Source organism: Microbacterium sp. Z10_103 (genome assembly GCF_058310455.1).
The window spans coordinates 969,725-981,669 of record NZ_JBZEGK010000001.1 but is presented as its reverse complement, the minus strand read 5'-3'; the positions used below and the strand labels follow the sequence as shown (position 1 = coordinate 981,669).

Here is an 11,945-nt window from a genome sequence, read left to right as displayed (position 1 = left end):
CAACGTCACCACCGAGCCGGCGGTTCATACCGGCCCGGTGAACGTCGGCCGTGACGGCAAGCCGCTCGGCGGACGATTCGTCGGCGCCGCGGCCAACTACCTCGACGAACGCACGAGCATCTCGGGCTTCGTCAAGGAACTGGGCCGCAAGATCTTCCCCGACCACTGGTCGTTCATGCTCGGCGAGATCGCGCTGTGGAGCTTCGTCGTCGTGCTGCTCTCCGGCACGTTCCTGACGTTCTTCTTCGAGGCGTCGATGGTCGAGACGCACTACGACGGTGCGTACGCCCCGATGCGCGGTGTCGCGATGTCGGCGGCCCTCGAGTCGACCCTGCACATCTCCTTCGACCTGCGCGGCGGTCTCCTGGTCCGCCAGATCCACCACTGGGCGGCTCTGGTGTTCATCGCCGGTATCGGTGTGCACATGCTGCGCATCTTCTTCACCGGCGCTTTCCGCAAGCCGCGCGAACTGAACTGGGTGGTCGGCTTCATCCTCTTCATCCTCGCCCTGGGTGAGGGCTTCACCGGCTACTCCCTCCCCGACGACCTGCTGTCGGGCAACGGCCTGCGCATCATCGACGGTATGGTCAAGGGCATCCCGGTCGTCGGCACGTGGATCTCCTTCCTGCTCTTCGGCGGGGAGTTCCCGGGGTCGGTGATCGTCGGCCGGCTGTACACACTGCACATCCTGCTGTTGCCGGCAATTCTGGTGGCGCTGCTGGTCGTGCACCTCATGCTCATGATCATCAACAAGCACACGCAGTTCGCCGGCCCCGGCCGGACGAACGACAACGTCGTGGGCTTCCCGATCCTGCCGGTCTACGCATCGAAGATGGGTGGATTCTTCTTCATCACCTTCGGCGTGATCGTGCTCATCGCCTCGCTGTTCACGATCAACCCGATCTGGAACTACGGCCCCTACGACCCCTCACCGGTGTCTGCCGGTACCCAGCCGGACTGGTACATCGGCTTCGCCGACGGTGCGCTGCGCCTTGTGCCGCCGCACCTGGAGTTCGTCCTGTGGGATCGCACGTGGTCGTGGAACATCCTCATCCCGCTGGCGGTCCTGGGGCTGTTCATCGTGCTGGTGCTGATCTACCCCTTCATCGAGGCGTGGATCACCGGCGACAAGCGTGAGCACCACATCGCCCAGCGTCCGCGCAACGCGCCGACCCGCACCGCCATCGGCGCGGCGGGCGTGACGTTCTACGCCGTGCTGTGGGCCGCCGCGTCCTCCGACATCATCGCCACGCACTTCTGGGTCACGATGGAGGGTGTCATTCACGCCCTCCAGGCGCTCCTGATCCTCGGGCCGATCGTGGCGTACTTCGTCACCAAGCGCATCTGCCTGGCCTTGCAGAAGAAGGACCGCGAGATCCTCCTGCACGGCTATGAGTCGGGCCGCATCGTGCGTCTTCCCGGCGGCGAGTACATCGAGGTGCACCAGCCCGTCGACGAATACGACCGCTGGAAGCTCGTGGACTCGGAGAACACCTATGCTCCCCTGGTCGTGCGGCCGAATGCCCAGGGACGCATCCCGTGGCACGAGCACGTCCGCGCGAGTGTCTCCCGCTGGTTCTTCGAAGACCGCCTCGTCCCCATCAGCCAGGCGGAACTGGATGCGGCCGCCGCTCACCAGCACCACGATCTCGACCACGTCGAGCACGTGGCCAGCGATGAGCTCGAGGCCTCCGACCAGCGAGCGATCGAGGAGGGGCGCCCCGTGGCCGCCCCGCATGACGAGCGCGCTGAGATGGAGTTCCCCTCTCCGAAGGGACTCGACGAGCGCAATCGCCCCACGGGCGAGACACCGCCCCAGTGACGTCATGAGTTGACATACCCGGAATGCCCGGTCCGCCCCGCGGATCGGGCATTCCGCTGTTCTGGCAGGATTCGCACGACCGGAGACCTTCCGGCCCGCGGTGCAGCGACGCGTCTCCCCGTAGCCTGATGCCATGACCGACCGTGCCGCTTACTTCCGTGCCCGCCTCGCCGCCGAGACCGACCCGTCCGACGTGTACGCCGCGCAGAAGGCGGGGGAATCGTTCGTGCTGGTGGATGTGCGGGGCGAGGAAGCGTGGGCGCAGGGCCGCGTCAGCGGAGCCATCCACATGCCCTACCGGCAGATCGCCGAGCGGGCTCCGCGAGAGCTCGACCCCGCCGTCCCGGTCGTCGTCTACTGCTGGAGCCCCGGATGCAACGCCGGCGTGAAGGGCGCTCTCGAATTCGCCCGGCTCGGATACGACGTCCGCGAGATGATCGGCGGATACGAATACTGGGTGCGCGAAGGGCAACCGGCCGACACCGACGACGGACCGATGTCCCGCACCTTCGACCCCCTGGTGATGGTGGTGCACTCCCCCGCGCTCTCGTCGTAGCGGCGCCCCGGGGCGCTGTCCACCCCGTGTCACCGACCCGGGGCCGCAGCTGAGGCTGGGTTCATGACCGTTCCTGCATCTCCCCGCCGCCCGGCGACGGCACCTCCACCGTCCTGGACATCACGCGCTGACCGGTCGGCACAGAACGCCTGGTCGGGCGCACTGTTCGGGGTCGGGCTGGTGGCGTTTCTCGACGAGGCCCTGTTCCACCAGCTGCTGCACTGGCACCACTTCTACGACCGCAGCACCACCGACATCGGCCTGGTCTCCGACGGCCTCTTTCATGCATTCAGCTGGTTCGCGACGATCGGCGGACTGTTCCTCTTGGCAGACCTCCGCCGCCGCCACGCGCTGTGGGCGACGCGGTGGGTCGGCGGCGTGCTGGTGGGGGCCGGTGCCTTCCAGCTGTATGACGGGCTGCTCCAGCACAAGGTGTGGCGCATCCACCAGATCCGCTACGTCGACGACCTCCTGCCGTACGACCTCGCGTGGAACATCTCCGCGGCCCTCATCCTGATCGCGGGGGTCGTGGTGGTCTCGCGAACCGGCCGGCGCCGCGCCCTCGCGTACGCGGAGTCGCTGTGAGGGAGGCCGCCAGCACCCATGTCCACGCCGGCGGCGGCGCCGGCTTCCTCGACGTGCTTCTCCTCGCTCTGGCGGCGTTGGCGGTGACGAGCTACGTCGCCGCCGTCCTCACGGCACGACGGCGAGGGCGGGAGTGGCCCTTCTGGCGCGTGCTCGCGTGGATCGGAGGCGTGGCGCTGGGCGCGCTCTCGGTCACCGGACCGGTGGCGGCGGCGGCGCGGAACGACTTCGTCGTGCACATGTGGGGGCACCTCGCCGCGGGAATGGCCGCTCCGGTGCTGCTGGTGCTCGCCGCCCCCGTGACGTTGGCGTTGCGGTCTCTGCCGGTCACCCCGGCGCGACGGCTGTCACGGATGCTGCGGTCGTGGCCGGCCCGGATCATCTCCTCCCCCGTCGTGGCTGCGGTGTTGAGCGCAGGTGGCCTCTGGGTGCTCTACCTCAGCCCCCTGCTCCCGGCGATGCACCACGACCCCGTCCTGTACGTGCTCGTGCACGCTCACCTGGTCGGCGCCGGTTACCTCTTCACCGCGGCGGTGATCGGCCGGGACCCCCGCCCGCACCGCTCACCCCGCGCGGTGCTCGTCGCGGCGCTCGTCGTCGCGATGGCCTCGCACGCCGTGCTCGCGAAGTACCTCTACGCCTCTCCCCCCGAAGGGGTTCCGATCGACCAGGCTCACGAGGGTGCGCAGCTGATGTACTACGCGGGCGCGTGGGTGGAGGCAGCGATCATCGTCGTGTTCTGCGCGGACTGGTATCGGGCGGCCGGCCGCCGACGCCCCAGCTCGATTCAGGCCGTCTCGACGTCTTCCGCGAAGTATCGCGCCGCCGAGCCGGAGAATACCGGCCGGGCCGGCTCCACCGCGCCCTCGACCACATCGCAGACGACGGCGGTCACGTTGTCGAGCGAGCCCGCCTCCAGCGCCAACGCGACCAGGTCGCTCGCGGCCTGGCGCGGGGTCTGGGCCTCGCGCAGCACGGCCGCCACGTCCGGCTCGGGGACGTAATCCGTCACGCCGTCGCTGCACAGCAGCCAGCGGTCGCCCGGCATCGCCGGTCGTTCACTGACCGAGACCGAATCGTTCTCCCCGCCGCCCAGGGAGGCGGTGATGATGTTCCGGCGCGGGTGGGATGCGGCGGCCTCCGGTGCAAGCAGGCCGTGATCCACGAGCGCCTGAACGTACGAATCGTCGCGGGTCTCGCGCGTGAACCATCCGTCGCGGAGCAGGTAGCCGCGGGAGTCGCCGGTGTGTGCCAGGAGCACGGAACCGCTGGCCGCCACGAACAAGCCCGTGAAGGTCGTGGACATCCCCTGCAGCGACGGATCGCGGGTCACGTGCGCGCGGATGTCCCAGTTCGCCTCGCGGATGCGGACGAGGAGGGCCTCGGCATCGGATGCTCCGCCGACGCCGGCCACCAGCCGGTGGATGAGCGCGGCAGAGGCCAGGTCGCCGGAGGGCCCGCCCCCGACGCCGTCAGCAACCGCCGCACCCCAGGGTGCGGTGAAGGCGGCGTCCTGATTCGTCGCCCGGTGCGGTCCGGTGTCGGAGACCGCGGCCGCTGTCAGTCGAATCGGCACGCGCCGGTCAGCGGGCGAAATGTCCGCGGTAGTACTCGAACACCCAGCCCACGATGGCGACGGCGAAGACAGCCAGTCCGATCGGCATCATCCACGTGCCGATGGCCAGACCCATCATCCCGATCGCTGCCGAGAAGGCCAGAACGATGGGCCACCACGACCACGGGCTGAACTCGCCCACCTCGGGGTCGCCGTCATCGATGTCGGCGGTGAGAGTGTCTTCCGGGAGCTCGCCGCCCTGCGCGCGGTGCACACGCTGAACGTAGAAGGCGATCAGAGCCGACATGAGCGTGGCAAAGAGGAGAGCGATGGAACCGACCCACTCGATGCGGGAGAGGATGTCGCCCGAGTAGAAGAGGATCGCCCACACGGTGTAGGTCACACCCACCACGAGGAAGAAGACCGACAGCAGCCACCACAGGTTCGTGTTGACGCGCATTACTTCACCTCTCCCTCGGCAGCATCCACGACCGGGGCGTCAGGCGCGTCCTTCGCCGGGCCCACTCCGACCGGCACGCCGGCCTCGGGGTGGTTCAGGTCGAACGCGGGACGCTCGCTGCGGATCCGCGGGATGGAGGTGAAGTTGTGCCGCGGCGGCGGGGAAGACGTCGCCCATTCGAGCGATCCGCCGTAACCCCACGGGTCGTTCACCGTGATCTTCGGCGCCTTACGGGCGGTGATCCAGATGTTCAGCAGGAACGGGATCATAGAGGCGCCCAGGATCATCGCACCCACGGTGGAGACCTGGTTGCCCCACGTGAAGCCGTCCTCCGGCGAGTAGTCGGCGTAGCGACGCATCATGCCGTCCACACCCAGCCAGTGCTGGATGAGGAAGGTCATGTGGAAGCCGATGAACAGCATCCAGAAGTGCACGTAGCCCAGGCGCTCGTTCAGCATCCGGCCCGTCCACTTCGGCCACCAGAAGTAGAACCCGGCGAACATGGCGAACACGACCGTGCCGAAGACGACGTAGTGGAAGTGCGCGACCACGAAGTAGGTGTCGGAGACGTGGAAGTCCAGCGGCGGCGAGGCGAGGATGACGCCCGTGAGGCCTCCGAAGACGAACGAGATGAGGAACCCGAGCGCGAACACCATCGGCGTCTCGAACGTCACGGAACCGCGCCACATCGTGCCGATCCAGTTGAAGATCTTCACCCCGGTCGGAACGGCGATGAGCATCGTCATGAGCGCGAAGAACGGCAGCAACACCGCGCCGGTCACGTACATGTGGTGCGCCCACACCGCCACCGACAAGGCCGCGATCGCGATCGTGGCGTACACCAGCGTCTTGTACCCGAAGATCGGCTTCCGGCTGAAGACGGGGAAGATCTCCGACACGATGCCGAAGAACGGCAGCGCGATGATGTACACCTCGGGGTGACCGAAGAACCAGAACAAGTGCTGCCAGAGGAGCACACCGCCCGCCGCCGGGTCGTAGATGTGCGATCCGAGCACGCGGTCGGAAGCGGCCGCGAGCAGTGCGGCGGCGAGCACGGGGAAGGCCAGGAGCACCAGGATGCTGGTGATCAGGGTGTTCCACGTGAAGATCGGCATCCGCCACATCGTCATGCCCGGGGCGCGCAGCGTGAGGATCGTGGTGATGAAGTTGACCGCGCCGAGGATCGTGCCGAAACCGCTCATGCCGAGCCCCAGCATCCAGAGGTTTCCCCCGACGCCGGGTGAGAAGCTCGCGTTCGCCAACGGTTGATACGCGAACCAACCGAAGCCCGCGGCACCCCCCGGGGTGAGGAAGCCCGAGACGGCGATCAACGATCCGAACAGGAACAGCCAGAAGGAGAACGCGTTCAGCCGGGGGAAGGCCACATCCGGGGCACCGATCTGCAGCGGCATGATCGCGTTGGCGAAACCGAAGAACAGCGGCGTCGCGAACATCAGCAGCATGATCGTGCCGTGCATCGTGAAGAGCTGGTTGTACTGCTCCTTCGTCGGCACGACCTGCATGCCCGGCTCGAACAGCTCAGCGCGGATGATCAGCGCCATGACGCCGCCGAGCATGAAGAACAGCACGGACGCGATGAGGTACATGTACCCGATCGTCTTGTGGTCGGTGGAGGTGATCCACTTGACCACGATGTTGCCCTTCTGCTCCACACGCGAGGTGCTGAGCAGGGCCGCCTGGCGCGGCGGAATCGTCGTCGGGCGGCCGGGCGCCGACTCCTTCGGGGGAAGCGTGGTGGTCATGCTCGCTAGCCTTCCTCGGCGCGGCCGAATCCTGTGTTGCCCTGGAGTCGGTCGTAGGCCTCGTCGATATCGCCCGTCTGGCCCTCGTCACGGAGGGTCTCAAGGTAGTCCTCGTACTCCGCCTCGCTGACGACCTTGACGTTGAACAGCATCGCGGAGTGGTATTCGCCGCACAGCTCGGCGCACTTGCCGGCGTACGTGCCCTCACGCGTGGGCGTGAACGACCAGTAGTTGTCCCGCCCGAGGTACATGTCCTTCTTGTAAAGGAAGTCGATCACGAAGAAGGAGTGCGCCACATCGCGCGACTGCAACTCGATCTGCACCGTCTTGTCGACGGGGAGGTAAAGGGTGGGCAGTGCCTCCTGGTCGACGGTCCCGTCGCCCTCGGGTTCTGCCTGAACACCCATCGTCCAGACGGCGTCGGAGGCGTCCTCCTCTTCGCCGTTGTACTGGAAGTCCCACGCCCACTGCTTGCCGTAGGCGGTGATCGACACCTCGGGGTCTTCGTACTGCGTCTCGAGGATGTCCTGGTCGCGTGCGGTGAACGCGAAGAAACCGACGACCAGGATCAGCGGCACGATCGTGTAGAAGATCTCGATCGGCATGTTGTAGCGCAGCTGCACCGGGAGGCCCGACTGGCCTTTACGGCGACGGTAGGCGATGGCCGCCCACAGCATCAGTCCCCAGGTGGTCAGACCCACCGCGAGCAGCACGATCCACGAGTTGACCCAGAGCCCGGCGACCATGTCCACGCGGTTGGTGGCGGGAACGCCGTCCTCTTGGAAGCCCGGCAGGTAGCCGTGCAGTTGCGTCGGGGAGCACCCGGCGAGCACTGCTGCCGAGGCGATTCCTACCGGGAGGAAGGCCCAGCGGAGGCTGCGTTTCGAGGGCACGGTGTACCTTTCCGGGACATGAATGTTGCTTGCTCAGTCTAGGGCAAGCTCTCATGCTTCTCAGGACAACCGTCCAGCCTGCACAACGCGAAAACCCGCGGGACGAGGCGAAAATCGCTCTCGTGCCGCGGGTTGCCGCGTGTCGGGGACCGGCTGGCGGCCTCCCGGATTGAGATCAGTGGAAGCTGTCGCCGCAGGCGCAGCTGCCGGCGGCGTTGGGGTTGTCGATCGTGAACCCCTGCTCCGAGATGGTGTCCTTGAAGTCGATGGTCGCTCCGTCGAGATACGGGACGCTCATGTCGTCGACGATGACCTCGACTCCATCGAAATCGACCGCCTTGTCACCGTCGAGGTAGCGCTCGTCGAAGTACAGCTGGTAGATCAGTCCGGAGCATCCCCCGGGCTGCACGGCCACGCGCAGGCGCAGGTCGTCGCGCCCCTCCTGGTCGAGCAGGCTCTTGACCTTGCTGGCGGCGGCGTCGGTGAGCCCGACGCCGTGTTCGCGGACAATCTGGTCGGTGGACAGCGCGGTGTCGGTCATGACAACCCCTTTCGTCGAGCGCGTCGCGGTTCGGACACGATGATTCTACGCCGCCCGGCGACGCAGAGCTTCGTTCACACCGTGCGCGCGTCGAGGCTCTCCAGCAGCAGAGCCTCGGCCGCCACCGCGTGCCGGAAGGTATCCAGGTGCAGCGACTCGTTCGGGCTGTGCGCGCGCGAGTGGGGGTCTTCCACACCGGTCACGAGGATCTGGGCTTCGGGGAACTCGCGCACGAGGTCGGCGATGAAGGGGATCGACCCGCCGACACCCACGTCGATGCTCGGGACTCCGTAGCCTTCGGCGAACGCCGCACGCACGTCCTCGACTGCCCACCCGCTGGTGTCTACAAGGAACCCGTCGCCGAGGTCGACGTCGGAGAAGGTCAGCTCAGCACCGAAGGGCGCGTGTGCGCGCAGATGCGCCTCGATCGCCGCATACGCCTCCGCCGCGGCCTGACCGGGCGCCACGCGAGCGCTCACCACGACGGTGATCTCGGGGGCCAGCGTGTTGGATGCGGCGGCCACGCTGGTCGCGTCGATTCCGGTGATCGTGATCGACGCCTTGTTCCAGATACGGCCGAGGATCGCTCCCCGCCCGATCGGCGACACGCCACTGAGGAGGCCGGTCTCCGAGCGGAGGGTCTCTTCGCTGTAGTCGGGCGTCGGCTCGTCACGCTCGGTGAGGCCGTCCACCGCGACCGCGCCGTCGTCGTCCCACAGGGTTGCGAGGAGCTTCACGGTGGCGAGCATGGCGTCGGGCACCGCTCCCCCGAACATCCCGGAGTGCGAGGCGTGGTCGAGGGTCCGCACGCGGAGGGTGAAGCGTGCGTTTCCCCGAAGCGACACCGTGAGGGCGGGTGTGCGCTCGTCCCAGTTGCCCGAGTCGGCGACGACGATCGCGTCGGCGCGCAGCGCGTCGGCGTTGTCGGAGAGGAACGATGCGAACGACCGCGACCCGTACTCCTCTTCTCCCTCGATGAACACAGCGACGCCCAGGTCGAGGTCTCGGCCCAGCGCCTCGGTCAGGGCGCGGAGGGCCGCCACGTGTGCCATGACCCCGGCCTTGTCATCGGCGGCGCCGCGCCCGTACAGGCGCCCGTCGCGCACGGTCGGTTCGAACGGCGGCGACTCCCAGAGCGCCTCGTCGCCGACCGGCTGCACATCGTGGTGCGCGTACAGCAGCACCGTCGGGCGGCCGTTGCGCGCTGCCCGTGTGGCGAGCACGGCCGGCTGCCCGTGCTCATCGGTGTCGGGGATCGCCGCGGTCTTCACCTCCACGCGATCGAAGAAGTCCAGTCCGCGGAAGAGCTCGGCGACCGCCTCCGCGCTGCGCGCAAGCTGGGTCTGGTCGAACGCGGGCCACGCCACCGACGGGATGCGCACGAGAGCGCCGAGATCGGCCAGGGCGGAGGGAACGACGGATGCGGCGGCGGAACGCACGGCATCTCTGCGGGATGAGTCAGAGGTCATGCGGGTAATCTTAAAGAGCCCGCATCCGATGCTTCGAAGGTTCCCCGTGGCCAAGACTCCTGCCCCCGCGTCCAACGACGCTCCCGCCGACCCCGCCCGCCTGGGCTCCGGCAAGGGACGCGCCACTCCGACGCGCGCCGAGCGGGAGGCGGCGCGCAAGCGGCCGCTCGTCGCCGACACCAAGGAGGCGAAGGCCCGTGCGCGCGCCGAGCTCGCCGCGAAGCGCGAGAAGGCCCGCGCCGGCATGGCCGCCGGGGACGACCGCTACCTGCCCCTGCGCGACAAGGGTCCGCAGCGCCGGTTCGCGCGCGACTTCGTCGACTCGGGATGGCACCTCGGAGAGGGCGTCATGCCCTTCATGGTGCTCGTGATCGTGGCGACCCTCGTGCCGCTGCCGATGTTCCAGTACTGGGCATTCGTGGCGCTGTGGATCTTCATCCTCTTCGTGGTCGGCGACATGATCATCACCTCCATCCGCGTCAAGCGCGCGGCGCGCGAGAAGTTCGGCGCGGAGCGCCTCGAGAAGGGCCTCGGCTGGTACTCGGCGATGCGCACCGTGCAGATGCGCTTCATGCGCCTGCCCAAGGCTCAGGTCAAGCGCGGCCAGCACCCCGCCTGACTCACGCGCCGCTCCTCGCGGCCCGCTCGAATCCGCGAGACTCCACGCTGCCCACGAGACGACGGCGCTACGCCACGGTCTCGTGGGCAGCGTGCAGTCTCGCGGGTGCGGTGCGGTGTCAGAGAGCGCGGTTGATCTGGCGAGCCCAGAGCGGGCCGCGATACAGGAACGCGGTGTAGCCCTGCACGAGAGTCGCTCCGGCGTCCAGACGCTCGCGTACGTCGGATGCGGTCTCCACGCCGCCGGCGGAGATGACGACGAACTCCGGGGGTACGACCGCTCGCACCAGGCGCAGGACCGCCATCGCCCGCAGCTTCAGCGGCGCCCCGGAAAGCCCGCCCTCCCCCGCGGCCGCCACGATCTCCGGAGGCGTGCGCAGGCCCTCGCGCGAGATCGTCGTGTTCGTCGCGATGAGTCCGGCCAGACCCAGATCGACGGCGAGACGCGCGATGTCCTGCACCTCGTCGTCGGCGAGATCCGGCGCGATCTTCACCAGGAGCGGCGTCTCGCCGGCCGCATCCCGCACAGCCTCCAGCAGCGGACGGAGCGTCTCCACGGCCTGAAGGCCGCGCAGGCCCGGGGTGTTCGGTGACGAGACGTTCACCACGAGGTAGTCGGCCAGCGGTGCGAGCAGCCGGGTGCTCCGCACGTAGTCGTCCGCCGCATCCTCGACCGCGACGACGCGGCTCTTGCCGATGTTGACACCGATCACGGGACGGATGCGGCGGCGACGCAGCCGCTCCAGGCGCCGGGCGGCGGCCTCCGCGCCGCCGTTGTTGAACCCCATCCGGTTCACCACGGCGCGGTCGGCAACGAACCGGAACAGACGAGGACGCGGGTTTCCCGGCTGCGGGAGCGCCGTGATCGTGCCCACTTCGATGTGCCCGAATCCGAGGGCGCGGAGGCCCGCCACCATGCGGACGTCCTTGTCGAAGCCGGCGGCGACGCCGAAGGGCGAGTCGAAGGTCAGCCCGAGCGCGTCCGTCCGATGTTCCGGCCGGGGCGCCGTCAGCCGACGGGTGGCCCAGGAGAACGGCGTGATGCCGAGCAGGCGGATGACCGGGATCGCCAGGTGGTGCGCGCGTTCGGGGTCGATCCGCGACAGGACCAGGCGGAAGAGCAGCGGATACATCCCCGCCAGCCTAGGGGACGGCACCCGGTTGCGAGGATGCGCCTACTCGGCGACGCCCGCCGGCTCGTCCACGGTGTGCCGCGCCGAGTGATCGGCGCGGAGCAGCCCGATGGCGGACTCGAAGTCTTCGAGCGACTCGAAACCCTGGTAGACGCTGGCGAAACGCAGGTACGCCACCTCATCCAGCTCGCGCAGCGGGCCGAGGATGGCCAGACCGATCTCGTTCGCCTCGATCTGAGACGCCCCGGTCTGGCGGACGGTCTCCTCGACGCTCTGCGCCAGCATCGCCAGATCGGCTTCCGTCACGGGCCGACCCTGGCATGCCTTGCGCACGCCCGACATCACCTTCTCGCGGCTGAACGGCTCGATCACGCCGGAGCGTTTGATGACGTTCAGGCTGGCCGTCTCGACGGTCGAGAATCGCCCGCCGCACTCGGGGCACTGCCGACGTCGGCGGATGCTGAGCCCGTCGTCGCTCGTGCGGGAATCGATGACGCGGGAATCGGGATGGCGGCAGAAGGGGCAGTGCATGGCACCGACAGACTACGCG

12 protein-coding genes and 1 pseudogene are annotated in these 11,945 nt (G+C 68.2%); 5 read left to right on the top strand and 8 right to left on the bottom strand.

Annotated features, from left to right (window positions below):
- Positions 1 to 37: 37 nt before the first annotated feature.
- The 4 genes and pseudogenes from qcrB to AC4FS2_RS04495 all read left to right on the top strand — a co-directional run.
- Positions 38 to 1,822, top strand: coding sequence for a cytochrome bc1 complex cytochrome b subunit (gene qcrB / locus AC4FS2_RS04510; protein WP_491155645.1), 1,785 nt, complete (start codon positions 38 to 40; stop codon positions 1,820 to 1,822).
- A gap of 133 nt (positions 1,823 to 1,955) precedes the next feature.
- Positions 1,956 to 2,378, top strand: coding sequence for a rhodanese-like domain-containing protein (locus AC4FS2_RS04505; RefSeq protein ID WP_491153240.1), 423 nt, complete (start codon positions 1,956 to 1,958; stop codon positions 2,376 to 2,378).
- A gap of 63 nt (positions 2,379 to 2,441) precedes the next feature.
- Complete coding sequence (locus tag AC4FS2_RS04500) at positions 2,442 to 2,963, top strand: DUF2243 domain-containing protein (RefSeq protein ID WP_491153241.1); 522 nt, start codon at positions 2,442 to 2,444, stop codon at positions 2,961 to 2,963.
- A pseudogene (locus AC4FS2_RS04495) lies at positions 2,867 to 3,709 on the top strand (cytochrome c oxidase assembly protein); the annotation flags it as partial. The gene AC4FS2_RS04500 and the pseudogene AC4FS2_RS04495, both read left to right, overlap by 97 nt.
- 41 nt (positions 3,710 to 3,750) lie before the next feature.
- On the opposite strand, the gene AC4FS2_RS04490 reads toward AC4FS2_RS04495, so the two are convergent.
- The 6 genes from AC4FS2_RS04490 to AC4FS2_RS04465 form a co-directional block, all read right to left on the bottom strand.
- A complete protein-coding gene (locus tag AC4FS2_RS04490) occupies positions 3,751 to 4,539 on the bottom strand; it encodes a PP2C family protein-serine/threonine phosphatase (RefSeq protein WP_491153242.1) in 789 nt (262 codons plus the stop codon).
- Positions 4,540 to 4,546: 7 nt separating this feature from the next.
- Entirely contained in the window at positions 4,547 to 4,978 is a 432-nt protein-coding gene (locus AC4FS2_RS04485) for a cytochrome c oxidase subunit 4 (RefSeq protein WP_491153243.1), read from the bottom strand.
- Entirely contained in the window at positions 4,978 to 6,741 is a 1,764-nt protein-coding gene (gene ctaD, locus AC4FS2_RS04480) for an aa3-type cytochrome oxidase subunit I (RefSeq protein WP_491153244.1), read from the bottom strand. The genes AC4FS2_RS04485 and ctaD overlap by 1 nt, the downstream gene beginning before the upstream one ends.
- A 5-nt stretch (positions 6,742 to 6,746) precedes the next feature.
- On the bottom strand, positions 6,747 to 7,634 hold the full coding sequence (gene ctaC, locus AC4FS2_RS04475) for an aa3-type cytochrome oxidase subunit II (protein WP_491153245.1): 888 nt from the start codon (positions 7,632 to 7,634) through the stop codon (positions 6,747 to 6,749).
- 175 nt (positions 7,635 to 7,809) lie between these two features.
- The gene (erpA, locus tag AC4FS2_RS04470) at positions 7,810 to 8,175 is read right to left on the bottom strand and encodes an iron-sulfur cluster insertion protein ErpA (protein ID WP_491153246.1); all 366 of its coding nucleotides are present in this window, start codon (positions 8,173 to 8,175) and stop codon (positions 7,810 to 7,812) included.
- Between the two features lie 74 nt (positions 8,176 to 8,249).
- Positions 8,250 to 9,644, bottom strand: a complete 1,395-nt coding sequence (locus AC4FS2_RS04465) for a dipeptidase (RefSeq protein ID WP_491153247.1) — start codon at positions 9,642 to 9,644, stop codon at positions 8,250 to 8,252.
- A 46-nt stretch (positions 9,645 to 9,690) separates the two neighbouring features.
- On the opposite strand from AC4FS2_RS04465, the gene AC4FS2_RS04460 reads away from it, so the two are divergent.
- Entirely contained in the window at positions 9,691 to 10,263 is a 573-nt protein-coding gene (locus AC4FS2_RS04460; protein ID WP_491153248.1) for a DUF3043 domain-containing protein, read from the top strand.
- Positions 10,264 to 10,381: 118 nt separating this feature from the next.
- Here AC4FS2_RS04460 and AC4FS2_RS04455 read toward each other — a convergent pair whose 3' ends face one another.
- Positions 10,382 to 11,395, bottom strand: coding sequence for a quinone-dependent dihydroorotate dehydrogenase (locus AC4FS2_RS04455; RefSeq protein WP_491153249.1), 1,014 nt, complete (start codon positions 11,393 to 11,395; stop codon positions 10,382 to 10,384).
- A gap of 42 nt (positions 11,396 to 11,437) precedes the next feature.
- Positions 11,438 to 11,926 carry a transcriptional regulator NrdR gene (gene nrdR, locus AC4FS2_RS04450; RefSeq protein ID WP_491153250.1) on the bottom strand — a complete coding sequence of 163 codons (489 nt, stop codon included), beginning with the start codon at positions 11,924 to 11,926 and terminating at the stop codon, positions 11,438 to 11,440.
- Between the last annotated feature and the right edge of the window lie 19 nt (positions 11,927 to 11,945).

Excerpts from the sequence above, each read along its gene's own strand:
- AC4FS2_RS04505 (WP_491153240.1), top strand. The coding sequence starts at position 1,956 with ATGACCGACCGTGCCGCTTACTTCCGTGCCCGCCTCGCCGCCGAGACC.
- AC4FS2_RS04500 (WP_491153241.1), top strand. The coding sequence starts at position 2,442 with ATGACCGTTCCTGCATCTCCCCGCCGCCCGGCGACGGCACCTCCACCG.
- AC4FS2_RS04485 (WP_491153243.1), bottom strand. The coding sequence starts at position 4,978 with ATGCGCGTCAACACGAACCTGTGGTGGCTGCTGTCGGTCTTCTTCCTC.
- ctaD (WP_491153244.1), bottom strand. The coding sequence starts at position 6,741 with ATGACCACCACGCTTCCCCCGAAGGAGTCGGCGCCCGGCCGCCCGACG.
- erpA (WP_491153246.1), bottom strand. The coding sequence starts at position 8,175 with ATGACCGACACCGCGCTGTCCACCGACCAGATTGTCCGCGAACACGGC.
- AC4FS2_RS04465 (WP_491153247.1), bottom strand. The coding sequence starts at position 9,644 with ATGACCTCTGACTCATCCCGCAGAGATGCCGTGCGTTCCGCCGCCGCA.
- AC4FS2_RS04455 (WP_491153249.1), bottom strand. The coding sequence starts at position 11,395 with ATGTATCCGCTGCTCTTCCGCCTGGTCCTGTCGCGGATCGACCCCGAA.
- nrdR (WP_491153250.1), bottom strand. The coding sequence starts at position 11,926 with ATGCACTGCCCCTTCTGCCGCCATCCCGATTCCCGCGTCATCGATTCC.